Origin of the sequence: Pseudomonas sp. JZ134 (assembly GCF_051027695.1) — a bacterium.
Taxonomy (GTDB): domain Bacteria; phylum Pseudomonadota; class Gammaproteobacteria; order Pseudomonadales; family Pseudomonadaceae; genus Chryseomonas; species Chryseomonas luteola.
Window position 1 is genome coordinate 2,279,510 of record NZ_CP069250.1, and the last position, 24,491, is coordinate 2,304,000.

Genomic DNA, 24,491 nt, shown 5'->3' on the forward strand with positions numbered 1-24,491 from the left:
GACCAAGGTGCGGACAATAGCGGCCCTCTTCCAAGACAAGGATGTGTCATGCCTATTACTCGCCTAAAGATTGCCGCCGCTTGCCTGCTCAACCCGGCAAACGAATTACTCGTGGTACGTAAACGACATACCCGATTCTTCATGTTGCCTGGCGGCAAACTGGAGGCAGGCGAAAGCGGTCTCGAAGCACTTGCACGAGAGATTCAGGAAGAATTGAATCTGCTGCTGGATACCGAGACCTGCCAGCCGCTCGGCCTCTTCCAGGCGCCCGCTGCCAACGAGCCAGACACCATGATTGAGGCAGAGCTTTTCATGGCTTATGTAGATACACCCTCGCTGGCTGTAGCGGCGGAGCTTGAGGCGCTGGCCTGGATACCGCTGACACCACCTTATGAGGTTGCTCTGGCGCCCCTGCTGTCTGAACACGTTCTACCGCTATTGCAGCGGAATACGGGCCTTTCCCCTGCGAACCGACAGGCATAGCGAGAGTCAAGAGTCTACGCCTGTCGTTCCTGCAAAGGAGAGTCCTATGAGCACACTGCCTATCCACATCGACGTCTGGAGCGATTACGTCTGCCCATTCTGTTATCTGGAATTGCCGCTGCTCGATCAGCTGAAGGCGCATTATGGCGACAGGCTGACCGTTACATGGCATGCCTTCGAGTTGAGACCAGACCCCATCCCAACCCTTATCCCGGATAGCCATTACTTACGCAGCACATGGGCGCGAGCGGTATATCCCATGGCGGAAGAACGGGGATTGACATTGCGCCTGCCTCCCGTGCAACCCCGTAGCCGACGAGCACTGGAAGTAGCTGAACATGCCCGGCAATCTGGACAGTTCGATGCCATGCATCAAGGGATATTCAAGGCCTTTTTTGAACAAGGGCGCGACATCGGTCGTGACGACATCCTGCTGGATATTGCAAACCTGCAGGGCATCGATACATTCGAATTAGGTGTGGCGCTTGAAGAAAATCGTCATACCCAGAGCGTGCTCGACGATGAAGCGCTGGCCCAGACACTGGGTATTACAGCGGTGCCCACTTTACTAATCCGTCTGGAAGGCCAAGCCTACGAAGAAGCAACCCAGCTTAGCGGCGCGGTGGACTATGAGCGTCTCACACGGGCAATCGAGACGCTCACGACTCAACGCTGAGCCTGCTAGCGTTGAGCTGCCGGTGAGGTTTCCGGAAAGAGGACATCCGTGAATCCGAACCGGGAAAAGTCAGTGATACGCGACGGGTAGAGCCGCCCGATCAAATGATCGTATTCGTGCTGCACCACGCGCGCATGAAAACCTTCAGCGATCCGATCAATCGTTTCGCCTCTCGCGTCCACTGCCTTGTAACGGATACGGGCATACCGATCAACGACACCGCGCAGGCCGGGGATGGAAAGGCAGCCTTCCCACCCCTCCTCCATCTCTTGTGACAACGGCGTTATCACAGGATTGATAACAACGGTTTGGGGCACTGCAGGTGCATCCGGGTAGCGTTCGCTGCTGTCGAAGCCCATTACGAACAACTGCAGATCCACACCGATCTGCGGAGCAGCCAAACCCACACCACCAGCTTGTTCCATAGTCTCGAACATATCCGCCACCAGCGCATCCAGCTCCTGGCTGCCAATCATGGATGCCGGCACAGGTTTGGCGATGCGCAACAAGCGCTCATCACCCATTCTCACCAGTTCACGAATCATTTCTGCCTCCGTCAATGTTCAGGTGAGGCGGCTATCAATCGTCCGTCTCAGGTAATTCGATCCTGTCGTCGTATATAACGATCAGCCCCTGCTTGTACAAACCGCCAATGGCCTTCTTGAACGTCCCCTTGCTGACGCCGAACAGCTTGCTGATCAGTTCTGGCGAGCTTTTGTCGCTGACTTCGAGAACGCCATTGCGGGCTTTTGCCAGCCCAAGTATCTGCTGACCCAGCGCATCGACAGCCTGACGTCCCAACGGTTGCAGGGAAAGACTGATCTTTCCATCGGGGCGCACTTCCTTGATAAAGCCCTTTTCCTGCATACCGCTACGCAGAAACTTGAAGACCTCATTTTGATGAATGAGTCCCCAATGCTTCCCTTCGATAATGGCCTTGAAGCCCATGGGCGTTTGTTCGGCCACCAGCAGATCGACTGCCTGACCGCTTGTGTAAGACGCCGGTACGGTATCCAGGTATCGATCCAGGCGCGCCGTTGCGGTAATTCGGTGGGTGCGCTGATCAATATAGACATAGACCACGCAGTAATCCCCAACCTGCAACGGGCGCTTTTCTTCGGAGTGCGGGAGCAACAGGTCCTTAGGTAGGCCCCAATCCAGAAAAATTCCGATACGGTTGACCTCGACCACTTTCAGACTGGCGAACTGCCCTACCTGAACCTTGGGCTTTTGAGTCGTCGCAATGATCCGGTCTTCACTGTCGAGATAAACGAATACATTGATCCAATCACCCGCCTCGATGGGCTGATCCTTCGGGATATAGCGGTTCGGCAACAGGATTTCACCGTCCTGCTCGGCATCCAGATATAAGCCAAAGTCCGTCCGCTTGATAATTTGCAGACTATTAAAACGCCCGATTAAAGCCATGCTAGTACCTCATTGAGAAGCCACTATCATACCTGACATATTCTGCTCAACCGATAAACCATGAAATGCCCTGGCAAAAGGGCTAGACAAAATCTTCGAAAGCGTTACAGTGCCTGCACTGTGTTGCACGTGTACCGTTTATCGGCGAGGCCATGGCCACGCTTAGCAGTGGTGACTCTTTGCACTCAGTCGCAGCCTGGGCAGTTCCAGCGCTGTCAAAAATCTTTGTTCAGGGAGCAATCCATGTCTACTCGCCAAACCGGTACCGTCAAGTGGTTCAACGATGAAAAAGGCTTCGGCTTCATCACTCCGCAGAGCGGCCCGGACGTTTTCGTACACTACCGTGCCATTCAGAGCACTGGCTTCAAGAGCCTGAAGGAAGGTCAAGCCGTTTCCTTCCTGGTCGTGCAAGGCCAGAAGGGCCTGCAGGCTGATGAGGTTCAGGTAGTCTAACTACCCCGACTTCTCGAAAAAGCCCCGCTGCAAAGCTGGGCTTTTTTTATGCCTGCACGACAGATAACAGGATGATATATGCTTCGTAAACTGGGACTCGTTCTGCTTCTGACCCTATCAGGATGTGCGGTGTTTCCAGGCGATCAGGTCGCCCCTACACCAGCGCCCATCGCTTCGCCGTCTTTCGCCCGTCCTGGATTACACGTGGAATTCAATTTCTACCGGGGCGAACCCGGCGATGGGGATGCCCGATCCATTCCAGTAGCGCGTGAAGGCCTGGAACCGGCCCTCATCCAGGCATTGCAGACCTCGGAGCTCTTCAGTCATTACAGCCTGGCGCCTGATCGTGCCGAGCCTGGTGATTACGTACTCAAGTTGAAGCTATACAACCACAGCGCCATGGCAGCTTCTGTTGCCAGCGGCATGCTTACCGGCGCAACGCTATTTATTGTCCCCGGCGTGGCCAAGGACAACTTTACCCTGACAGGCGAGTTATTCGACCCTAGCCTGCACCCAGTTGCCCGGCACCGTAACGATGATTCCATCAAGACCTGGATGGGTATCTGGTTTCTTCCCTTCATGGGACATACAACCGGCGAAGCGATTACCGATACCTTTACCCGGCAGGTCAACGAGCTGCTAAAGACCTTGATAGCTGAGCAGCCAACGTTTCAGACACTGCAATGACCGTTGGCCGAAAACATTGAACGGGTCTGTATAAGTTCAGTCACACCTTATGAGCCATTCATAACCACGCAATGCGAGGTGAGCCATGACTGAACAAACGCGAAATGCCGAAAACGAAAAAAGAGATCAAGCAGAAAAGCCACGCCGCACAGAACATGCCCAGGTGGATTCGGAGCGTAACCCGCCCTCTCCCAACAGCCCTGATCGCATGAAAGACGGCACGGGTTATAACTGAGAAAGGGCGCGTATGCGCCCTTCTTCATTCAAGCCCTATTTTCAGCACTTCCCCTTCTGACGAATCCGTTAATACGTACAGATAACCATCAGGTCCCTGGCGAACGTCCCGGATACGTGCCCCTTTTTCTTCCAGCAAACGCTCCTCATGAACAACCTTGTCGCCCTCTAGCTGCAGCCGGATCAGATTCTCTTGAGCAAGAGCGCCAATGAAGAGGCTGTTTTTCCAGGCGGGAAACCGATCGGCTGAGTAAAAGGCCATGCCGCTGACGCCCGGCGACTTCTCCCATACATACAATGGCTGCTCTGTCCCTGGTACGTCCTTGCCCTTTGCTTCCGGAATGGGTGTATAGGAGTAGTTGATCCCGTGGGTAGCCAAAGGCCAACCATAGTTTTTACCTGCCAGCGGAATATTGACCTCATCTCCTCCACGAGGCCCATGCTCATTCGTCCAGACCTGTCCGGTCCAGGGATTCAGGGCCGCGCCCTGCTGGTTGCGATGCCCATAGGACCAGATCTCCGGGCGAGCACCTGACTGGCCTACAAAGGGGTTATCGTTCGGAACGGTGCCATCGGCCTTGATGCGAACAAGCTTGCCCTGGAGCTTATCGAGCGCCTGCGCCGTGATACGCTGGTTGTTCTCACCCAGCGCAATGAATAGATAGCCCTGCTGATCAAACACCAGCCGTGAGCCAAAATGCGCACCGGTAGAAAGTTTGGGCTCTTGCCTGAAAATCACGGTAAAGCCTTCCACACGGGTCATGTCAGCAGAGAGCGTGCCTCGCCCAACCGCCGTACCAGCCTTGTCATCCTCGCCTCCCCCTTCGGAGTAGCTGAGATAAATAAGACGATCCTCAGCAAAAGAAGGAGACAAAGCCACGTCCATCAAGCCGCCCTGGCTGCGATTGTAGACAGCCGGCAAGCCTGCAATAGGGTTAGATACAGAGCCGTCGCTCTTGAGTACACGTAGGCGCCCAGGCCGCTCGGTTACCAGCATTCCCTTTTGATCAGGCAAAAAAGCCAGCCCCCACGGATGGTCCAAGCCTTTCTTAATGACCGTAACGCTCACCTTGCCTTTCTCACTGGGATAGGTAGCGACCTGTCCCTGAGCAATGACTACATTACTTAACAGCAACGCGCCCGCTGCCAACGCCCACTTAAACATAGTGTTCCCCCTTTTTAACCGGAAAACTGACTGTAGCGCTTTACTTCGGCTAAAAAGGCCCACTCACATAGACAGTTACAATAAGCGAACGCTTACAGACGTAGTCCGTTTCGGCACCTTTTAACAGGGATGGTATTACCCTATAGCAGATCAGTGCTGTGAAAGCAGTGTTAGCGATTCAGGTTGCAGGGGTTAATCAGGGAAAATGAGCCGTGATCAGCATCGACTCCTGCATTGGACGTTGCCGTTACCGACTTGACTATACGGGCTACGGCAAAGACAAGCGTTCAATGCATAGAATTTAAGTAGGGGTTAGCGACGACGTGCGCGACGACGCTGCTCTTCTGCCAAACGCTCCCGCTCGCGGCTGCGCACAGGAATAGGCTGAAGACGCGGCTGATCAGCCAGGCCCAGCGCCTCGATCAATTTGGACGCCAGCTCTTGAATACGTTCTTTCATCACCGATCTCCTGAGATCTACTACCTGTAATACAGAGACTACGTGTCTGCCGGAAAATTGCCTGAATAACGCACTCAACAGATTATCGGCAGGCTTACCTTAATATTGAGTCAATTTTGCCCTATTCAATTCCAGAACTATTGCCCCAGCCGTAACACTATATTTCGCTCAACCCAAACGGCCTGTGCGCTACGTTGCAAACAGACAAGTATGCAACCAGAACCAGTTTTTGAAGGACTAAACAGTAGTGCTCTGGAAGAGGCAGTATTCATGCGTGTTCCGCTTTCACCCTGGTTGGTCATCTTTGCCATTGCCCTAAGCGTCGGGGCCTGTACCCGTGTCGGATTTGCCTATAAGCACCTCAATACGCTTATACCGTGGTCGATGAACGATTACCTCGACATGAACTCCGAGCAGCGTCGTTGGTTTGACGAACGGTTGGCGGACCATCTGCGTTGGCACTGTAGCCACGAGCTGCCTCGCTATCTAGAGTGGATGGATGGCATCAAGACTATGGTGCGTAACCAGCAGGTATTCCCAGTAACGATCAGGGCCCGCATGGATGAACTCAAACAGGCCGTCGATACCCTGGCGGTTGAAATCACACCGACCAGTACCGATCTGTTAAAACAGCTGACCGATCAGCAGGTCGCAGAGCTGAAGGAAGAGCTGGACCGTGACATCAAGGACCGTCGTAAAAAGTACCTCGACCCTTCTCGCGGCGAACAGATTCGAGATCGGGCCGCTCGTATGGAGGAACGCATCAGCTTCTGGACAGGCTCGCTCAATCCGGCTCAGAAAGACCGAATCATGCAATGGTCGGTGCAACTTGGTGATCAAAATCAGGCCTGGGTCGGCAATCGGATTCAGTGGCAGCGAGAACTGCTTGAGGCCTTGCAACATCGCGGCGAGCCAGATTTCCCACAGCGCGTCAAACAGCTGCTGCAGGATCGGGAAAGCCTGTGGACGCCTGCTTACCGGGAAAGCTTTTCGAAAACCCAGGAGGCAGCGATTTCGCTTATTGACGACGTGTACAAAACCACGGATGAAACACAGCGTAATCAGATCGTCAGTCGATTAACGGATATACAGAAAGACCTTGAACCTCAACGGTGCGATAGAACGAAAAATTAGCACGATCAGCGGAACTGTTGAGTAATTACCTGAGGTCTTATTCCTAAGTTTGTAATATTGGTCAAAATTTAACCGACGAATGACCTTTTCCAATTCGGCTAGATCGATATTATTCCCCTGAGCCTGTTTTACGTGCCTGAGTGCCTGGCTCCTCCTGTCATAACAAGAACGTAGCGTGTTCCACGTGGCGGACTTTTTTGAATATTAACTACCTGCTCAACCACGGATGAATGTTGACGTCAGGCATTGCTTTGGCCTCTGGCTGTTTGCCTGCTAGTGCAGGCTGCTGAGCAATCGCCGCTCCTGTTAAACCTAGGGGAGTGAAACCCATGCCAAACCCTTCATGGCTTGTTTTTATTGTGGCGGCTCTTGCCTCCGGTACTGCTACAGCCCAGACGCTCTTGCAGCGTGACCTGGGCGGCTTCGATATGACACTGGGAACGACCCAGACGCGCACTATGGCCCAGGGGCTCGTCAAGCCTTCTAACGGCGCAGTAAATGGCGGTCTGGATTTCACCCATGACACTGGCTTGTACTTTGGCCAGTGGACGGCGAACAGCGGATCCTCCGCAGATAACCTATCCATTGAAATGGATACTTATGCGGGCTACAAGCATCGCTTTGCCAGCAGCGGATACGGTTATGAATTCGGCCTGATCAATTACGATCACGTCACGCAGGACGTAGAACCCAGCCGGGAAATCTACTCCGGTATTAGCATCTTCGGTAGCCGCTTTGGCGCGGCGTTCGCCAATGATCCCGACCGTAGCAACACATCTCTTTACGCGGACCTGGGTACTACTCCGATTCTCGGAATGGGCCTTTCCATGCGTTATGGAAATTACATGCTGAACTCGCCGGTGACGCTGGCAAGTGGCGACATGGTTCGCTCGTATAATGATTGGTCGGTAAATCTGACCCGCAAATGGGCTGATACTCAGTTCAACTTTTCTTACACCGGAACCAGTCTTCAGGGACAGGATTGCTCATCCTATTCAGGACACAACGCCTACTGCGATACCGCTTTATTGCTAAAGGCGTCGCACCCTCTGTTTTAAGTCACCCAGCGGTCATAGGACCGCTGGATGCAATAGGTTAAAGGCTGGTTTTGAAAACACTACTCAATTGATGGAACTGCTCTGAGAGGCTTTTCAAACGCTGGCTTTCATGCTCAAGCCCTTCCGCTTCTAAAGCATTCTTTTCGGTGATTGTCCGTACAGAGTAGAGGTGTTTACTTACCTCGCCAGTGACTTCAACCTGATGACAGGAGGTAGCTGCTACTTGCGCATTGATATCGTTAATGGCACGGATGTCATCGGAGATCAATTGCAAGGACTGAGCGCTCTTGTGCACATCGCTAGCGCAGCGAACCGCGCGCTCTCGGCTTTCCTGCATGGCTTCTACTGCACTTTTGCTTCCCATCTGCAATGAGCCAATGATGTTTTCGATCTCTGAGGTCGAGGCCGCTGTCTTCTGCGCCAATGCCCTCACCTCATCTGCCACCACCGCAAACCCTCGACCCTGATCTCCAGCCCGGGCCGCCTCGATGGCTGCGTTAAGCGCCAGAAGGTTAGTTTGCTCGGCAATCGCTTTGATGACTTCCAGCACTTTTCCGATCTGTTGAGAGTGAGCGGCCAAAGCACGCATTTCCTCATCGGTTCCCTCAAGATGCTCAGCCAGAAGGCTGAATTCCTTTTGCATGGCATTCAGATCGGTACTGCCTTTATAAGCACGCTTAGTCGCCTGACCGGCTACTTGAGCAGCCTGCTGAGCCTGTTCAGCAGCTACCCCGATTGTGGCTCCCATCTGATCAATAGCAGATGAAACCTTAGTAATTTGCTCATGCTGTATGCGTGAGCCCTCACGCATGTGAGAAGTGGCTTTAGCCATACCCTCACCGGCAACAGAGAGCCCTTGGCTGTTAGAAACGACACTTCCAACAGTGTGGTCGAGCGAGTCAAGAAATCCGTTGAACCGGTCTGTCAGTTCATTTTTCAGTGAAATGCGATAGCTCAGATCGACCGCCTGACCATGACGTGTCAGATAGTTTACTGCCAGTAACAAGGATTCACTGACAACCGCCTGCTTACGGGTATGAAGCGACAGATAGATAAGAATGGCGCTTTCCAACACCACATAAAACGCATGCAGGAAAATAACGCCCCATGTTTCGCTACGATGGATGACATGCAGATCCCATCCTGACGCTTGGATTGCATAAAATCCAACATGATGAACAGCGATAACGCCCGCCGCTATGAGAATAGGTAACCAGTCCCGGTAATACACCAGAAACGCCAACAGTACAAAGACGCCGAAGTGCATTTCTTCCATGCCTCGCAAGAGGTGGATCTGCAATGCAGCAAAACCCATGAATACAACGGCTATGGTGCAACGCATCAGGCGTGAGCCGGGTACAACGCTATAAAGCACTGTGGGCAAAGCAGCCAGTGCTCCACCGACAAGCAGGGCCTGCGTAAGACTTCCTTCCCAGTAGGTCAGGCAGAGCGAATAGACGAACATGACCCAAACCACAGCCAACATCAACTTATCGGCCTTGCGGTAGTAGGTAGTTAGGGAGTAAACGGACTCGGACACAGGCATGCCCTCTACCAAGAAATAATTGTTTAATGGGTCGACACAGTCGTGTCGTAGGAGGTATCGACCTGCTACCTGAATTTATTGAGTAAGCGCCTGATTAAACTTATCTAATCACGACAAATGGCAAAGTAATGAGCACACTATTCATAAACGCTGCTTACGCCTGTCTGTGCAAGGTAGGCGTCACCTCGAATCAGCAGTAGCCGGGCCTTTTGTTCTTCCTCTGGCTCTAAGGCGATCAACGCCTTGAACTTACCGGCCACCCAGGCCGCAATCGGTACGCCATTTCTGAACAGCAGCCGATTCCCCATGACCGCAGGAACCTTGGCTCCAGGTAGCAGTGTACCGGCAAGATTGAGTGGGTCTACGGCGGCAATACGCACATAGCATTCAGTTGCGGCACGTGTTCGCACGGCGCGTAGTAGCGCAACAGCTTCCGGCAAGGCGAACTGCTCACCGGAAAGACCCGCTATGAAACACCCGCCGCGTATGTCTCCTCCCGCTTCGAGACGGTGATAGATGCGCAGCAGTTCGCGCCAGGGCGGCAAGGCGTCTGCCTCCCGTGCCAGCAGGTGCCAGCTGATGACGCCATATCGCCTCAGCAACACCCAGGCAATGTGCTCCATGACGTCATCACCCCAGCGTGGGGGTTTGGATACCTGCTGCACGGCTTCTGCTGCAGGCCGCCGGATCAATGCCCAGCGGCCTGCATCGTCCATCCCGCCATACAGAGGCACCCTGCCCCGACGACTCGTGGTACGGCTGCCTCGCTTGGCGGCTGGCAGTAATAACGCCCTCAATCCGGCAAAGCTGTCTGCGTTGACCATCCCTGTATTGACCAACTCGCCCAGGGCATTTTCCAGCTCTGTTCGCAACAAACGAGCTTCACTCATCAGTTCGTCAAAAAACAGCGCGCCGCGACGGGACAGGGCATCCATGACCTTTTGTGCCTTAGGTGAAAGCTCCGGCTCGGCCGAATGAGCAGACAGCGCATTCCAGACAGCCAAGTCGCGTCTGGGCAATAAAACAATGGGAGAAGCTCGTACAGGTCCGCCAGCAGCTTTGCTTACGGGATCCAGGCGCATCCACACCATACGCCCGCTACGACACAGATCATCCAGCCAATGAAAGCCATAATCCGGCAGGCGCGCAGGTAATATCTCACTTTCCCAGCCTGCAGCAGCCACCTGATACCCTTCCAGCTGGGTCAGTACCGCTGACAAGGCTTCGATCCCTCTGGCCTGGATCTCAGGTGTGACGTGCTGCCAGTCAAACAGGAACTGCATGAAATCCGTACAACTCACCGGCTCAATTTCACGACGTAGCCGGTTGACGGTATAGCGGTGAATGCGAGCCAGCAGATGACGCTCACACCATTCCTCTTCAGCAGCGACAGGCGTGAAACGCCCCCGCAAGACATAACCTTCCCGCTCCAGTGCAGCAAGTGCCACCATGAGCTCTGAGGCTGAAAGCCCCATGTGCTGGCTCAGCGTTGTTAACGTCAGCGGACCAAAGCCTGTCAGCCGGGCACGTATGAGCTCTACCAGCGCCTCTTCCCGAGTGCATATCTCATCAAGTTCGACAGGCAGTGAGCCATCAGGATCACGTGTCATTCCCGGATAAACCAGTTCCAAAAGGCGTACACGCTCAACCGGGGCCCAAAAGACCTGATGCGGCGTAACAACACGGCATACCCGCCCTGCCTTGAGTAACTTGGCCAGAAACGGTTTCCAGCTGTTTTGCGCAGACATCTCTTTTTCAGTCATGCACACCAGTCCTGTGAGCGCTTCGTGCAGCTCATCGGCATCACGTGCCTGCGGCCAGGCCTGCTCCCGTACTGAGTCAATCGCCTCGGCATCGAGCGCACCCAGGTCATCGCCAGTCGCGGAATCCAACCAACGCCGATTCATCACAGCCAGCGTTCTGCGCTCCTCTAAAGGAGCATCGTCCAGAAAGGCATAGGGACGTGCGGTAAGAATTTCGGCTGCAAGGGGTGACGGTGCAGGCAGATCGCAAACCTTTGTCGCGACCGTACCCGCCTCGATATTCCCGAGCAGCTCCAGCCAGGCGCGGCTATTCATGGATACCTGTAGGCAGTCATGCAGGGTCTGCTTGACCAGCGGATGCTCGGGAACCTCACGCTCGCCAACAATGTTTTCCAGACAAGCCACCTGATCGGGAAAAACGGTTGCCAGCAGATCATCGCTGCGCATCCGCTGGACCTGAGTCGCGACCTTCCGACCTGCCGTGAACCGCGGCAAGGCCAACGCGGTGGTGGCATTCCAGCGCCAGCGAATGCCAAAAAGCGGTGCCTCAAGCAGCGCCTGTATAAGAATGTGCTCCGCACTTGTTGAGTGCAGGTAACGCCACACCTCTTCCAGCGGAAAACTATGGCTCGTAGAGAGCGAAAGGATCAGGGCATCTTCTGTCGCCGCCGCTTGCAGCTCCACATTGAAACGGCGGCAGAATCGCTTGCGCAGCGCCAGTCCCCAGGCTCGGTTGACACGGCTTCCATAAATCGAATGGATGACAAGCTGCATGCCGCCTGCCTCATCGAAAAACCGTTCCATTACCAGCGTCTGCCGGGTCGGTAACGCACCCAGCATCTGTCGAGCACGTCCCAGATAATCGACGATCTGCTCAGCCGCCGCCGCTGGAAGCTCTTTTTCCACTTTCAGCCATTCGATGACCGACGCCGTATCGGATAAGCGTAGCTCCAGCTCATGACGCAAGCGCGAAACACCGTGTGAGAGCTCATCTGTTCTCCCAGGTGCTTCGCCGTGCCAGAATGGAATATTGGGCGGCTGACCCTGTGCATCCTCAACGCGGACACGTCCACTTTCGATCTTGAGAATTCGATAGGACGTATTGCCTAGCTGAAAGATATCGCCAACCAGGCTCTCGACCGCGAAGTCCTCATTGACCGTCCCGATCCCATGCCCCTGCGGCTCCAGCACGACAGAATAATCGCCGGTTTCAGGAATGGTCCCACCGCTCATGACCGCAGTCATCTTGCCACCACGACGACCGCGCAAGAGCCCGTTCACGGCGTCGCGGTGCACATAGGCGGTCCGAACACCTCGCCGATGGCTATAGCCTTCACACAGCATCGTCACTACCGCGTTGAAGTCAGTTCGTGACAGTGCCGCATAGGGCTCGGCACATCGGACCAGCGTAAACAAGGCGTCCTCGTCCCACTCACGGCATGCGGTTTCCGCTACGACCTGTTGTGCCAGCACATCCAGCGGCTGCCTAGGAATAACCAACGTATCCATTTCGCCACGTCGGATGCAATCAAGCAGCGCTGCACATTCGATCAGATCATCCCGAGACGTTGGGAACAGTCGCCCTTTCGGAATCCCTTCAACATGGTGACCCGAGCGGCCTACACGCTGAAGAAAAGCGGCAATAGAGCGAGGTGACCCGATCTGGCAGACCAGATCAACCTCACCAATATCGATGCCCAATTCCAGCGATGCGGTTGCTACAAGCACCTTGAGTTCGCCACGCTTGAGGCGCTGTTCGGCATCGAGGCGCTGCTCCTTGGCCAGACTGCCATGGTGGGCGGCCACTGCCCGACTGCCGAGCCGGTCCGTCAGATGCCTGGCCATGCGCTCGGCCATACGGCGCGTATTGACGAAAATCAGCGTCGTTCGATGGGCCTCAGCCTGCTCAGCCAGACGATCATAAAGCCCTTCCCACGATTCATTGGACATCACAGACTGCAGCGGAGCGGGCGGTACTTCAAGAGCAAGATCCCGAACACGATCATGGCCGATATCAACGACCGCACAAGGTCTTTCCTGCCCTGTTCTACCGCACCCCACCAGAAAGCGCGCGACGGCGCCGATGGGCTTTTGTGTAGCCGACAATCCAATACGCACCAGTGACCGCTCGCATAAGGCCTCCAGGCGCGCAAGAGAAAGACTCAGATGACTACCCCGCTTTCCGTCGGCGATGACATGAATCTCATCCACAATGACGCTGCGCACCGTCCGTAGCAGTACGCGTCCAGAGTCTGAACCCAGCAATACATAAAGCGACTCTGGCGTCGTCACCAGGATGTGTGGCGGCCGTTTACGCATGGCATTACGCTCGCGCTGCGGTGTATCGCCTGTTCTGACGGCCGTTCGGATCGCTACAGGCGGCAAACCACACTGTTCAAGCTCAGCCGTGATACCTGCGAGCGGCTTTTCCAGATTGATTCGAATATCGTTCGATAACGCCTTGAGCGGTGAAACGTAAACAACCCAGGTCTCATCCGGCAAGGCACCGTTGTGTTCAACACCCAGGCGTACCAGTTCATCGATTGCTGCCATAAAGGCTGTCAGGGTCTTGCCAGAGCCGGTAGGCGCTGCGACCAACGTCGACTGTCCTGCCCTGATGGCAGGCCAGGCATGCTGCTGGGCTTGGGTTGGGTAGGCGAAGGTACGCGAGAACCAGGACTGCACGGCAGGATGAAAACCTGCCAGAGCCTCTTGGCTGGAAGCGGGACGTAAAGGATAAGTCATGACCGCACTATGGGAGCGACTTCGATAACAGACAAGGCGGTATAAACGAAGCCGGACGAGTGGATTTCTCCGCTTCGCCCGGCTTAGTAACAGACGATTGCATCAAGCCTTCTGACTCAATTGTCTGCCAGCGACAGCGGTCGCGCGACTGACTCGAGTGACTTGCGTTCGGCTGCCACGCCCCAGATCGACTGCACTATCCCTGCTGCAATCATGAGGCTAGCGCCAATGGCGTAGCCATAGAAGACGTTGACTCGGCTACCACTCTCAATCAGCTGACCAAACAGGGTTGGGCCAATAATTCCACCAAGCCCCGTACCAAAGGCGTAGAACACTGCAATCGCCAAGGCGCGGATTTCCAACGGGAACGTTTCAGCAACGGTCAGATAAGCCGAGCTGGCTGCGGCTGAGGCAAAGAAGAAGATAACCATCCAGGCAATCGTCTGAGTCGTTGCATCCAACATACCCTGCTGGAACATATAGCCTGTGATGATGAGCAGGACACCCGAAATAGCGTAGGTAGAGCTGATCATGATCCGGCGACCAACCACGTCGAACAGTCGCCCCAGGAGCAGTGGACCACAGAAATTACCGAGCGCAAATGGCAGTACATACCAGCCGACATTTTCTGAGGGTACATCATAGAAATCCGTCAGTACCAACGCATAGGTAAAGAAGATTGCATTGTAGAAAAAGGCCTGAGCTGTCAGTAGGGTCATGCCTACCAATGCGCGTTGGCGATGCACGACAAACAAGCTCTGAAAGACCTCCTTGAGTGGCGTATGGTCCCGACCGCGCATGCGCAAATGGAATTTGGGATCGACCGGCTCAAGCTTGTAGCCTTCGGCTTCGAAGCGTTTTTCGATGTTATCGACAATGCGCTTGGCCTCTTCCGGCTCATTATGAATCATGAGCCAGCGCGGGCTTTCGGGTATCCACATGCGCATGAATAGAATGATCAACCCGAGCGCCGCTCCAATGCCAAAGCACATTCTCCACCCCAGGTCGCCTGGAAGCAGTTCGGGGTCCAGAAACACAATGGAGCCCATGGCACCCAGGGCTGCACCCACCCAGAACGAGCCGTTGATCGTCAGGTCAACCCAGCCGCGATAACGCGCTGGCGTGAATTCCTGAATGGTGGAATTGATGGCCGTGTACTCGCCTCCAATGCCTGCGCCTGTCAGGAAGCGGAACAGCAGAAAGCTCCACAGGTTCCAGGAAAACGCCGTCAGAAACGTTGCACCTACATAGAGAAACAGTGTGATGAAAAAGAGCTTGCGACGCCCTAGCCGGTCCGTCAGCCAGCCAAAAAATAACGCACCCAGAACTGCACCGGCGATGTAAACGCCACCTGCCAATCCAACATCAGCATTGGTCAACTGAAGCGCGGGACTCGCCTTCAAGGCGCCGGCTACCGAACCCGCCAGCGTGACTTCAAGACCATCGAGGATCCAGGTAATACCCAAGGCCATGACCAACAGGGTATGAAAGCGCCCCCAGGGCAGGCGGTCGAGCCGGGCCGGAAGGTTGGTTTCGTAAATGTGCTCGTGCAGTTTTTTGCCAGAAAGGGAATCCGTCTCTTGGACAGCGGAAACATCTGAGGCCGCCATATTTCTTGTCCTCACTATTTTTATAAAGGGGCCGCACAGCGATGCGACTGGCACTTTTGTACAGCTCGTCTACAAATTGAGAGCTAGGTCATACAAAACTAGTTCAGCGAGGCGCTACGCAACTCGTCGAGAAACAGCGAGTCCGAGAAAAGCTTTTTTTAAAAAAAGAACTATTGCGCTATCGGGATAGAGAAAATAACTAATGAAAACAATGATTCGCGGCACCTCTGCGGCTTTTTTAGCCTGCATCTTTCCGCTCACAGGGCAGGCATTCGAATTTGATGGGTACGGACGTGTTGGTATAGGGGGTGCTGATGCAGGCGGTAAGCAGTCCTGCTTTCAGCTTCCGGGGGCACCTGCCAAATACCGCTTGGGTAACGAGTGCGAGACCTACTGGGAGCTAGAGGGTCACCAGGAACTGTACAAGGGCGCTGACGGGACGCTCTGGAAATTGCACGGCATGGCAAGCCTTTACAATGTCTATGACCAGTCGCCCACGTTTAGCGGCGACAATGGCAATGTCCGCTTGCCGCAAATCTGGACCAGTCTGGCGTTGCCCGAACTGAACGGCGGTGGCCTCTGGTTCGGTCGCCGCTACTACAAGCGTCACGACATTCACATCAATGACTTCTACTACTGGAACCCAAGCGGCACAGGCGCGGGTATCGAGGACTATGGCCTGGGCGACACAGGACTACGCCTGAGCTATGCCTTCTCCCGAGAAGACAATATCGAACAGAAGCACAAGACCAACCGACACGACATCAACCTGGGCGGCATCAAGGCCAACAAGGACGCCGAGATTGAAATTGGCCTGAGCTACATTCAGAAAGCCGGACATGTTGAAGACTCGCACAGCGGTTGGTCCATCTCGGCCGAACATAAGCAGGTGAATTTCTTTGGCGGCGAAAACCGGTTTACGGTTCAATATGGCGAAGGTCCCGGCATCGGGCTTGGCCAGACCGGTAACGTACAAGCCGACAAGGATGTAAAGAGCATAAGGGTCCTTGAATCGCCCCGCTGGCAGATTACCCCGCGTTTTGGCGGAATGCTGCTGGCATTGGTACAGCGTGACCGCGCGCCTAACAACGCTGGCCAGACCTGGTACTCCTTTGGTGTCCGTCCGTCCTATGCATTCAGCGAGCATTTCAAGCTGTTGGTAGAAGCAGGCCATGATCAGATCGACCCTGAAGAAGGCGGCACACGCAAATTGACCAAGTTCACCGTGGCTCCCACCCTTGCGTTAGGCGGGATGGGCCTGATGGATCGTCCCGAAATCCGATTCTACTGGACTTATGCGCAGTGGAACCGTGCCGCTCAGCTAAGCGCAGCGCAAGACACTGCACTGTCTGATTCAGGGGCATTCGGCTCTCAGCGTCACGGTTCAAACTTCGGCGTGCAATTGGAAACCTGGTGGTAAAGCGGTAGCGTTATAGCCGTATTCTGGCATTAGCCCCGATACGGCTATAAGCCTTCGACCATCCAGAAGCAATCGATCTTAGTCGGCTCTATTCTAGAAAGAACTTTAAGTTTATCTCCGGGTCCGTTCTACGAAGCCCACCTCCGGCATCTGTCGGAACGACCTGGAGATAATGCCATGAGCCATCTCGCCCGCGAGATGAACACTGTGGATGCCTTCGCTCTCGACACCCCTGGCTGCCTCATCGAACGCTTTACACAGGTTCGATCCGCTACTGAAAAGCTTTGTGCTCCCCTTCAGACCGAAGACTACCTGATTCAAAGCATGCCAGACGTCAGTCCGCCCAAATGGCATCTGGCCCACGTGACCTGGTTTTTCGAAGCGTTCATTCTCAAGCCCTTCCTGCCGGGCTACAAGACGCTGGATCCCGCTTACGATTACCTGTTCAACTCCTATTACGAAACCCATGGCACCCCATTCCCACGAGCCAAGCGCGGGCTGATCTCCCGTCCAACCGTTGCAGAGGTCTATGGCTTTCGCCAATGGGTCGATCAGGCCATGCTCGAACTGCTAAACCATCTGCCGGAACAGCATGCTGAAGAAATCGCCCGTCGGACAGAACTCGGGCTACACCATGAGCAGCAACATCAGGAGCTGCTACTTATGGACATCAAGCATATCCTGGCCCAGAACCCTCTCCATCCGGTGTATCGGCACGACCTCAAGCCAGCCACACACGCTGATCCCACTCCGCTGACATGGCATTCATACCCGGCTGGCGTACGCCACATAGGCCATAGCGGTGACGGTTTTGCCTTTGATTGCGAGACACCACGCCACCGCGTCTTTGTCGATGAGTTTCAGTTGGCGAGTCGCCTGGTCACCAACGGTGAGTACATGGCCTTTATCGAAGATCAGGGCTATAGCCGCAGTGATCTCTGGCTGTCCGATGGCTTCAGCCAAGTGCGGCAGGCCGGCTGGCAAGCACCCCTCTACTGGGAGAACGTAGACGGCCGCTGGTACGCCATGGGCTTGGGCGGCCTGCAACCTGTCGATGAGCAGGCACCCGTCTGTCACCTGAGCTTTTACGAGGCGGACGCATACGCCAGCTGGGCCGGCGCCCGCCTGCCAACCGAAGCCGAATGGGAAGTAGCCGCTGCCGGTCTTTCGCGTACAGGCAACTTTGTCGAGCAGGACCATCTTTCGCCTGTGGCCTGTAGGACTCACACGCCCGATCAACCCTGCCAGCTGTTTGGAGACGTTTGGGAATGGACTGGCAGCGCCTATCGCCCCTACCCCGGCTTCAAGCCGCTGGATGGCAGTCTGGGCGAGTACAACGGCAAATTCATGTCCGGGCAGATGGTCTTGCGGGGCGGCTGTTGCGCCACCCCTACCGATCATATTCGCGCGACCTACCGTAACTTCTTCTACCCAGCCATGCGTTGGCAATTTGCCGGCCTTCGCCTTGCCAAGGAGATCTGATCATGGCTCTAGCGGTTCGCTTCTACGATCAACAACCGGACGTCGCCAGCGACTCCCTACGTGAAGATGTCCTGAATGGTTTGGCAGCCGAACCCAAGGCCATTCCGCCCAAGTACTTCTATGATCAGCGCGGCTCCGAACTGTTCGAAGCCATTACCGGTACGCCAGAGTACTACCCGACTCGTACTGAAGAGCGCATCCTGACCGAAGCGGCTGGCGATATCGCTGCTATTGCAGGCTCCGGCATGACGCTCATGGAACTGGGCAGTGGTGCCAGCCGCAAGATTCGGCTCCTGCTGGAAGCCCTGCGTCCTCAAAGCTACCTGGGTGTGGACATTTCCCGAGACTTTCTTCTGTCCAGCACGCACCGCCTGGCCGCCGACTATCCCTGGCTGGACGTAAGTGCGCTGTGCACGGATTTCACACAGCCGATGAAGCTTCCCCAAACGCTGGGAAAAGCGCCCGTGCTGGCCTTTTTTCCCGGTTCGAGCATCGGCAACTTCACGCCAACCCAGGCATGTGCCTTTCTGCGTAACCTCCATCGATTGCTGCCACCGGGTAGCGGGCTGTTGATCGGTGTGGATCTGATCAAAAGCAAGGCCCGCCTGGAGGCGGCCTATAACGATGCCGAGGGCATTACCGCGGCGTTCAACCTCAATCTGCTGGAGCGTATCCGTCGCGAGATGGATACCGACCTTGATCCTTCGCGCTTCAGCCATTACGCCTTTTATAACGAACCGCAGTCTCGTATTGAAATGCACTTGGTTAGCCGCCGCGCCCAGACGATTCGTGTCGAAGACCAGCGCTTCATGTTTCGTCAGGGCGAAACGCTGCACACCGAAAACTCTTATAAATACAGTTTGAAAGGATTTGAAACCTTGAGCCGGGAAGCTGGCTTTTCCCCAATAGCCGTATGGAAAGATCCCGCGGCCCTCTTTAGCGTGTACTATCTGGGACGATAGCGCCCAAGCAGCGGTCAGCCGCGTCGTTAAGGGCTGACCGTTAGGGTACTCATGATGCCGATGCGCCACTCTGGCGCAGATGCCAAGGCTAAGCTATTCCTATAGTTGTACTAAACCGTTGCGATTATTAACTGTTTAGTGGAAATGAGCTGTAGAGCGCTCATGCGAAAGTATGGGTGTGTTATTTAGCAGACATGTCTGCAGGATTTAGCTTATGAGTAATGGCGCTGCCCTTCCGCCTAATGAAACAGAGCGCTTGGCTGCTTTGCGCAGTTCAAACTTGCTGGACAGCCCAGCTGACCCCGCATTTGACCACATAGCCGAAATTGCTACCGAACTCTTCGACGTGCCTATCGCCATCGTTTCGCTGGTGGATGAGCATCGACAATGGTTCAAGTCTATCCGCGGACTCGACGCGCAGGAAACGCCTCGGGATATCTCGTTTTGCTCTCATGCCATCCTGGATGAAAACATCATGCAGGTGCGTGATGCCCAGACCGACCCACGGTTCAAGGATAATCCACTGGTAACCGGTAACCCTGGCATACGCTTCTATGCCGGCATCCCGTTACGGACCCACGAAGGCTTGGCCTTAGGCACCTTATGCCTGATAGATACCAACCCACGGTCTGAGCTCAGTGGTGCCCAGGTACGACTCCTCAGTAAATTACGCGATATGCTGATGGAGCGCATCGAGACGCTGCGTTCACTCAGCTACGTAGACCCTATTACCCAACTGCCTAACCGCAGCCGTCTGCTGGAAGATGCCGAATCGATGCTGCGCAGCTCCGAAGAGCTGCTGGCTGTCTCCATGGACGTGTTCGACCCGTTCTATCTCAATGGCCTGCTTAATGCGCTGGGCCAGGACCACTACGAAGGACTGCTCCAGTCCATCAAGGAGCGACTGCTTTCCCTGATGCCTTCGGGGATACGGTTGTACTCCATCGGTACGGCCCGCTTTGCATTTTTGGTCCACGGCATGACCGATCTGCAAGGCAAGGAAGTACTCGATTGCATCGAGCGCGGCATGACGGGGCTTATCGACTACAACGGCATCCCGATTGAAACCCGTCCCGGTCTTGGGATTCTCAAGCTCAAGCCCGGCGACACCCGTGATTGGCTGAGGGCGCTCATCTCGACGGCCGATATAGCCCGCGAACGTAGAATGGGGAGCCGTTATTACGACTCCGCCCACGATCTTGCTCAGCAACGGGCCTTTGCCCTGTTGAGCAGCCTGCCGGTCGCCCTGCACAGCGAAGGTCAGCTCTCCCTGTTTTATCAGCCTCGTGTAGACCTCAAGTCGGGTGCCTGCCGCTGCGTGGAAGCCCTGTTGCGCTGGGCTCACCCAAAGCTGGGCGCCATCGGGCCTACCGAATTCATAGCACTGGCTGAGAAAACGGCCCTGATTCGCTCTATCAGTTACTGGGTCATCGATGCTGTCTTGAGCCAGTATGCGCTTTGGAAAGCAGACGGCCATTGTTTCAATGTGTCGATCAACATTTCGTCCCACGACCTGGACGATCCAGATTTTGCCGAGCGGGTAGCGGAAAAAATGGCCAAACATGGCGTACCGCCCTCCTGCGTGGAGTTCGAGGTGACGGAAAATTCGCTCATGTGCAATTTTGAGAACGCTCGCATCCAGTTGGATGCGCTTCGGCATCTAGGAGCCTCTATCTCAATCGATGACTTTGGAACGGGATACAACAACCTGATCTATCTCCGCCAGATACCAACGGATTACATCAAGATCGATCAGAGTTTCATTCGCTGCCTGCCAGGCGACGACAAGGACGCACTCATCGTTCGCACCATGGTGGAACTGGCACACGGCCTGGGATACGAAGTCACCGCGGAAGGCGTGGAAACACCCGAGATTCTGGACACCGTGCTGGCGCTAGGATGCGATGAAGGTCAGGGCTACCACATTGCCAAACCCATGGGTGCGCTTGAGCTTGAGCACTGGCTCAGGCGACCCGTAACGCCTCAGACCTCTGGCCAGGGCGGCTCGCCTTTCTCCTCGTCTTACGCAACGAACTAGCTCTGATACGAAATTGGCCCTGTAATCAACAGGGCCAATTCGTTTATTCCGCGTCCGTCTTCTTACGCCGCAGAGGTGCCATGCCATCCTGGCTGACCACCTTGGAAGCGCTGGGACGCTTGGGCCGTGGCGATGTCTTGGCTTTCGTCACTGGCTTCTTGGTGTCGGTCTTTTTCTTCTTGGTGCTGGCAGCCTTGCCAGACGCCTTGAGCTTCTTCGGCCCTTGATAGGTACCTTTAAGCGGTTGCACCACGCGCCGCTCGAAACGCAGTTTCAGGTAGCGTTCGATGCTGGACATCAGGTTCCAGTCGGTATGGCAGATCAACGAAATTGCCATGCCCGCCTCGCCGGCACGTCCGGTACGGCCAATACGGTGGACATACTCATCCCCGCTGCGCGGCATATCAAAGTTAATGACCAGATCCATGCCTTCTACATCCAGGCCACGGGCCGCTACATCCGTAGCAACCAGCACGGACACGGCGCCCTGCTTCAAGCGCTCCATCGCCAGCTTGCGGTCTTTCTGGTCCTTTTCGCCATGCAGAACGAAAACCTTGATGTTGCTGGCGGTCAACACGCCACCTAGGCGGTCGGCCTGTACACGGGTATTGGTAAAGACAATGGCCTTGCGATAGGTCTCGTGGGCCAGCAACCATTGCAGCAGGCGCTCCTTGTGAGCCACGTCATCGGCAGTGATGATCTGCTGGGTGACCGCCTCGTTGAGTTCCCCGGTGCGATCAAGCATGAGCACTTCCGGCTCACGCAGGACATGTTCTATGACAGTACGCAGGGAGCTACCGCCGCTGGTAGCCGAGAACAGCAACGTTTGTCGGGACTCTGAAGTGCACGCGTCGGCCAGTTTAAGCACATCTTCAGAGAAGCCCATGTCAAGCATCCGGTCGGCTTCGTCCAGGACGAGAAAATCGACATCGTCCAACTCAAGGCTACCGCCATTCAGATGCTCGATCAGCCGTCCGGGCGTTCCGATAAGAATCTCGGGATTCTTGCGCATCGCCGCGGCCTGCTCCTTGAACCCCTCACCTCCGGTAATGAGTCCGGCCTTTAAAAACGTGAACTGGGCAAACCGCTCGACTTCCTTGAGCGTCTGCTGGGCCAGCTCGCGGGTAGGCAGCAATATCAACACCCGAGCACCCACTTGGGGTTTGGGCTCGGACAACAGACGATGCAAAATCGGCAGGACAAAGGCAGCCGTCTTGCCACTGCCGGTACGGGCAGTCACACGCAGGTCTCGCCCATCCAGTGCCGGGCCGATGGCGGCCTCCTGAACCGGCGTGGGCTTTTTGAATTTCAGCGTGTCCAGTGCCTTGAGCAGACGCTCGTGCAGGTCGAAATCGGAAAACAAGGACGCATACCTCAAAGAAAATCGTAGTTCTGCTGTATAGCCTACCGGTTACGCAACAAAATCGCTGCCTTATTTAGCGCAGCGGATGTTTCAGCTTCCCAATGGGTAGCTCATCGACGTGGCAGTAGACGGCTTGTAGATCAGCTGCCAGCTGACGCGCACGTCCAACGCGAACCGGAGCACGCTCGGTATCGATGACAAGGACAGACGCATCAAGACGAGGCAATGAGGTCCAGGCGCGTACACGGCCATCGGTCATCACAACGATACTTACCGGCTCATTGCCGAGACGACGTTGGTGTTGCTTTAGCCACTCATGTGCGTGCTTCAGGGATTCAAGCAAGGGAGTACCGCCCCCTGCACCCAGGTCTTCAAGCCAACCCGGAACCTGTTGACTGGCTCGACGAGCCTGGGCAAGCCAGTGCGGCTGTACACCTGTTGCCCCTAGCACCGCTACGCTTGCCCGCGCGCGGTAAGCCTGCTCGAGAAAACCCAGCAATATGCCCTTGGCTTGAACCAGGGCGCCATGACGTCGCATGGACGCCGAGGCATCGACAATGAACAACCAATGCTCTCGTGGCGACTGAGAGCGAGGCTGGCGTATCAGGTCAGCCTCACGTCGAGGAAGCTCCCTCAGTAAGGTGGGTACCCAGGCAACTGCCCCTGCCTCACCTGTGCGAGAAGCACCGTGCCGGCCGCTACTGGCCTTCCCCGGTAAAGGTCGAGCATCCGCCACTTGGGTTACACGCGGGCGAATGCTCAGCGCTTTTTTGGCCAACTCTCACCTGAGCGCTTTTCTCCAATCGCCGTCGCCTGAGGCGGTAGCTCACCCCATTGCCCTTCACTCTTCGAATGGCTTGAAGAGGGTTCGGAGACGGGACGATCAGAAGATGGCGGTAGCGGTAACTCCGAAGGGGGTTGCTGTCGTCGACGATGACGCAACGCGAACTCTTCCACCGCATCGATATCATCTTCAGTAATCATTTCACTGCCGCGCCAAGCCGCATGGGCGCGTGCTGCCCTTAGCCATACCAGGTCCGCACGCATGCCATCCACTGCCGCTGCAAAACAGCGCTCGGCAATACGCGACAGCGACAGATCATCCAGTGCGACCCCTGCCAGCCGGCTACGTGCAGCCTGGCAGCGCTCGACAAGGTCCGCCTGGCTTCCGGCCCAACTGGCAATAAAACCGGGCGGATCAAGGTCGAACGCCAGACGGCGGCGCATGATCTCGGCTCGCTCCGCTGGCGCAGGATGGGCATTCAGCACCACATTGAAACCAAACCGATCTAGTAATTGGGGGCGTAACTCCCCCTCCTCGGGGTTCATGGTGCCAATCAGTACAAAGCGCGCCGGATGCCGATGGGAAATCCCGTCGCGCTCCACGGTGTTTACACCACTGGCGGCTACGTCCAACAACAGGTCAACCAGATGATCCGGCAGCAGATTGACCTCATCCACATACAACACTCCGCCATCCGCCTTGGCCAACACGCCAGGTGAAAATGCAGCGCGCTTTTCACCCAGGGCGGCGTTCAGGTCGAGTGTGCCGGTAATACGCTCTTCGCTGGCCCCCAATGGCAAGGTCACGAATGAACCACCCGGCATCAGGGCGGCCACGCCGCGTGCCAGGGTGGACTTCGCCATACCGCGCGGACCTTCGATCAATACCCCACCGATACCCGGATCAATCGCATTGAGGCAAAGCGCCAACTTCAAGGAGTCAGCTCCTACAATGGCAGCCAAAGGAAATTGCGGAGTATCAGTCATAGAGGGCTCATTAAT

The 24,491-nt window shown here is 55.5% G+C and carries 21 protein-coding genes; 11 read left to right on the forward strand and 10 right to left on the reverse strand.

The annotated features are described in order from the left end of the window. The first annotated feature begins 48 nt into the window (after positions 1-48). Entirely contained in the window at positions 49-483 is a 435-nt protein-coding gene (locus tag JQR86_RS10635) for an NUDIX hydrolase (protein WP_434153546.1), read from the forward strand. A 46-nt stretch (positions 484-529) separates the two neighbouring features. Continuing rightward, the gene (locus JQR86_RS10640) at positions 530-1,159 is read left to right on the forward strand and encodes a DsbA family oxidoreductase (protein ID WP_010798075.1); all 630 of its coding nucleotides are present in this window, start codon (positions 530-532) and stop codon (positions 1,157-1,159) included. Positions 1,160-1,164: 5 nt separating this feature from the next. On the opposite strand, the gene def is transcribed toward JQR86_RS10640, so the two are convergent. Together def and JQR86_RS10650 are read right to left on the reverse strand one after the other, a co-directional pair. Continuing rightward, on the reverse strand, positions 1,165-1,704 hold the full coding sequence (def, locus tag JQR86_RS10645) for a peptide deformylase (RefSeq protein WP_010798074.1): 540 nt from the start codon (positions 1,702-1,704) through the stop codon (positions 1,165-1,167). A 34-nt stretch (positions 1,705-1,738) separates the two neighbouring features. After that, on the reverse strand, positions 1,739-2,587 hold the full coding sequence (locus tag JQR86_RS10650; protein ID WP_150347545.1) for a CvfB family protein: 849 nt from the start codon (positions 2,585-2,587) through the stop codon (positions 1,739-1,741). A 243-nt stretch (positions 2,588-2,830) separates the two neighbouring features. Between JQR86_RS10650 and JQR86_RS10655 the strand changes: the two genes are divergently transcribed. The 3 genes from JQR86_RS10655 to JQR86_RS10665 all read left to right on the forward strand — a co-directional run bounded on the left by JQR86_RS10655 (position 2,831) and on the right by JQR86_RS10665 (position 3,962). Then, entirely contained in the window at positions 2,831-3,040 is a 210-nt protein-coding gene (locus JQR86_RS10655; protein ID WP_010798072.1) for a cold-shock protein, read from the forward strand. Positions 3,041-3,118: 78 nt separating this feature from the next. After that, on the forward strand, positions 3,119-3,727 hold the full coding sequence (locus JQR86_RS10660; RefSeq protein ID WP_286788660.1) for a hypothetical protein: 609 nt from the start codon (positions 3,119-3,121) through the stop codon (positions 3,725-3,727). Between the two features lie 85 nt (positions 3,728-3,812). Next, complete coding sequence (locus tag JQR86_RS10665; protein WP_010798070.1) at positions 3,813-3,962, forward strand: hypothetical protein; 150 nt, start codon at positions 3,813-3,815, stop codon at positions 3,960-3,962. Positions 3,963-3,986: 24 nt separating this feature from the next. Here JQR86_RS10665 and JQR86_RS10670 read toward each other — a convergent pair whose 3' ends face one another. Further along, a complete protein-coding gene (locus JQR86_RS10670; RefSeq protein ID WP_434153547.1) occupies positions 3,987-5,126 on the reverse strand; it encodes a PQQ-dependent sugar dehydrogenase in 1,140 nt (379 codons plus the stop codon). Positions 5,127-5,438: 312 nt separating this feature from the next. Next, complete coding sequence (locus tag JQR86_RS10675; RefSeq protein WP_010798068.1) at positions 5,439-5,585, reverse strand: PA1414 family protein; 147 nt, start codon at positions 5,583-5,585, stop codon at positions 5,439-5,441. A 210-nt stretch (positions 5,586-5,795) separates the two neighbouring features. Between JQR86_RS10675 and JQR86_RS10680 the strand changes: the two genes are divergently transcribed. Together JQR86_RS10680 and JQR86_RS10685 are read left to right on the forward strand one after the other, a co-directional pair. Beyond that, the gene (locus JQR86_RS10680) at positions 5,796-6,719 is read left to right on the forward strand and encodes a DUF6279 family lipoprotein (RefSeq protein ID WP_404627590.1); all 924 of its coding nucleotides are present in this window, start codon (positions 5,796-5,798) and stop codon (positions 6,717-6,719) included. 329 nt (positions 6,720-7,048) lie between these two features. Further along, positions 7,049-7,777 (forward strand): TorF family putative porin, encoded by a 729-nt coding sequence (locus JQR86_RS10685; protein ID WP_074825426.1) that lies wholly within the window; start codon positions 7,049-7,051, stop codon positions 7,775-7,777. A gap of 37 nt (positions 7,778-7,814) precedes the next feature. Here the strand turns inward: JQR86_RS10685 and JQR86_RS10690 are convergent, their stop codons facing one another. From JQR86_RS10690 to JQR86_RS10700, 3 genes are all read right to left on the reverse strand, one after another. Beyond that, on the reverse strand, positions 7,815-9,323 hold the full coding sequence (locus JQR86_RS10690; RefSeq protein ID WP_434153549.1) for a methyl-accepting chemotaxis protein: 1,509 nt from the start codon (positions 9,321-9,323) through the stop codon (positions 7,815-7,817). Positions 9,324-9,460: 137 nt separating this feature from the next. Next, on the reverse strand, positions 9,461-13,831 hold the full coding sequence (locus tag JQR86_RS10695; RefSeq protein WP_434153550.1) for a DEAD/DEAH box helicase: 4,371 nt from the start codon (positions 13,829-13,831) through the stop codon (positions 9,461-9,463). 116 nt (positions 13,832-13,947) lie between these two features. After that, the gene (locus JQR86_RS10700) at positions 13,948-15,441 is read right to left on the reverse strand and encodes an MFS transporter (protein WP_434153551.1); all 1,494 of its coding nucleotides are present in this window, start codon (positions 15,439-15,441) and stop codon (positions 13,948-13,950) included. A gap of 202 nt (positions 15,442-15,643) precedes the next feature. Between JQR86_RS10700 and JQR86_RS10705 the strand changes: the two genes are divergently transcribed. The 4 genes from JQR86_RS10705 (at position 15,644) to JQR86_RS10720 (ending at position 21,343) form a co-directional block, all read left to right on the forward strand. Further along, on the forward strand, positions 15,644-16,861 hold the full coding sequence (locus tag JQR86_RS10705; RefSeq protein ID WP_434153552.1) for a maltoporin: 1,218 nt from the start codon (positions 15,644-15,646) through the stop codon (positions 16,859-16,861). Between the two features lie 198 nt (positions 16,862-17,059). After that, positions 17,060-18,343, forward strand: a complete 1,284-nt coding sequence (gene egtB / locus JQR86_RS10710) for an ergothioneine biosynthesis protein EgtB (protein ID WP_434154888.1) — start codon at positions 17,060-17,062, stop codon at positions 18,341-18,343. 2 nt (positions 18,344-18,345) lie between these two features. Further along, a complete protein-coding gene (egtD, locus tag JQR86_RS10715) occupies positions 18,346-19,305 on the forward strand; it encodes an L-histidine N(alpha)-methyltransferase (protein WP_434153553.1) in 960 nt (319 codons plus the stop codon). 214 nt (positions 19,306-19,519) lie between these two features. After that, positions 19,520-21,343, forward strand: a complete 1,824-nt coding sequence (locus JQR86_RS10720) for a sensor domain-containing phosphodiesterase (RefSeq protein WP_150347553.1) — start codon at positions 19,520-19,522, stop codon at positions 21,341-21,343. Between the two features lie 43 nt (positions 21,344-21,386). Here JQR86_RS10720 and JQR86_RS10725 read toward each other — a convergent pair whose 3' ends face one another. From JQR86_RS10725 to JQR86_RS10735, 3 genes are all read right to left on the reverse strand, one after another. Further along, positions 21,387-22,706: a DEAD/DEAH box helicase gene (locus tag JQR86_RS10725; RefSeq protein ID WP_010798057.1), complete on the reverse strand. Its 1,320-nt coding sequence runs from the start codon at positions 22,704-22,706 to the stop codon at positions 21,387-21,389. Positions 22,707-22,779: 73 nt separating this feature from the next. Next, positions 22,780-23,484, reverse strand: a complete 705-nt coding sequence (locus JQR86_RS10730; RefSeq protein ID WP_434153554.1) for a VWA domain-containing protein — start codon at positions 23,482-23,484, stop codon at positions 22,780-22,782. Next, a complete protein-coding gene (locus tag JQR86_RS10735) occupies positions 23,466-24,476 on the reverse strand; it encodes an ATP-binding protein (protein ID WP_434153555.1) in 1,011 nt (336 codons plus the stop codon). The genes JQR86_RS10730 and JQR86_RS10735 overlap by 19 nt, the downstream gene beginning before the upstream one ends. Between the last annotated feature and the right edge of the window lie 15 nt (positions 24,477-24,491).

What these genes read in the sequence shown, in the direction of transcription:
- JQR86_RS10675 (WP_010798068.1), bottom strand. Translation starts at nt 5,585, where the DNA reads ATGAAAGAACGTATTCAAGAGCTGGCGTCCAAATTGATCGAGGCGCTG.
- JQR86_RS10665 (WP_010798070.1), top strand. Translation starts at nt 3,813, where the DNA reads ATGACTGAACAAACGCGAAATGCCGAAAACGAAAAAAGAGATCAAGCA.
- JQR86_RS10720 (WP_150347553.1), top strand. Translation starts at nt 19,520, where the DNA reads ATGAGTAATGGCGCTGCCCTTCCGCCTAATGAAACAGAGCGCTTGGCT.
- JQR86_RS10640 (WP_010798075.1), top strand. Translation starts at nt 530, where the DNA reads ATGAGCACACTGCCTATCCACATCGACGTCTGGAGCGATTACGTCTGC.
- JQR86_RS10735 (WP_434153555.1), bottom strand. Translation starts at nt 24,476, where the DNA reads ATGACTGATACTCCGCAATTTCCTTTGGCTGCCATTGTAGGAGCTGAC.
- egtD (WP_434153553.1), top strand. Translation starts at nt 18,346, where the DNA reads ATGGCTCTAGCGGTTCGCTTCTACGATCAACAACCGGACGTCGCCAGC.
- JQR86_RS10650 (WP_150347545.1), bottom strand. Translation starts at nt 2,587, where the DNA reads ATGGCTTTAATCGGGCGTTTTAATAGTCTGCAAATTATCAAGCGGACG.
- JQR86_RS10670 (WP_434153547.1), bottom strand. Translation starts at nt 5,126, where the DNA reads ATGTTTAAGTGGGCGTTGGCAGCGGGCGCGTTGCTGTTAAGTAATGTA.
- JQR86_RS10700 (WP_434153551.1), bottom strand. Translation starts at nt 15,441, where the DNA reads ATGGCGGCCTCAGATGTTTCCGCTGTCCAAGAGACGGATTCCCTTTCT.
- JQR86_RS10705 (WP_434153552.1), top strand. Translation starts at nt 15,644, where the DNA reads ATGAAAACAATGATTCGCGGCACCTCTGCGGCTTTTTTAGCCTGCATC.
- JQR86_RS10695 (WP_434153550.1), bottom strand. Translation starts at nt 13,831, where the DNA reads ATGACTTATCCTTTACGTCCCGCTTCCAGCCAAGAGGCTCTGGCAGGT.
- def (WP_010798074.1), bottom strand. Translation starts at nt 1,704, where the DNA reads ATGATTCGTGAACTGGTGAGAATGGGTGATGAGCGCTTGTTGCGCATC.
- JQR86_RS10660 (WP_286788660.1), top strand. Translation starts at nt 3,119, where the DNA reads ATGCTTCGTAAACTGGGACTCGTTCTGCTTCTGACCCTATCAGGATGT.
- egtB (WP_434154888.1), top strand. Translation starts at nt 17,060, where the DNA reads ATGAACACTGTGGATGCCTTCGCTCTCGACACCCCTGGCTGCCTCATC.
- JQR86_RS10635 (WP_434153546.1), top strand. Translation starts at nt 49, where the DNA reads ATGCCTATTACTCGCCTAAAGATTGCCGCCGCTTGCCTGCTCAACCCG.
- JQR86_RS10685 (WP_074825426.1), top strand. Translation starts at nt 7,049, where the DNA reads ATGCCAAACCCTTCATGGCTTGTTTTTATTGTGGCGGCTCTTGCCTCC.
- JQR86_RS10690 (WP_434153549.1), bottom strand. Translation starts at nt 9,323, where the DNA reads ATGCCTGTGTCCGAGTCCGTTTACTCCCTAACTACCTACTACCGCAAG.
- JQR86_RS10680 (WP_404627590.1), top strand. Translation starts at nt 5,796, where the DNA reads ATGCAACCAGAACCAGTTTTTGAAGGACTAAACAGTAGTGCTCTGGAA.
- JQR86_RS10655 (WP_010798072.1), top strand. Translation starts at nt 2,831, where the DNA reads ATGTCTACTCGCCAAACCGGTACCGTCAAGTGGTTCAACGATGAAAAA.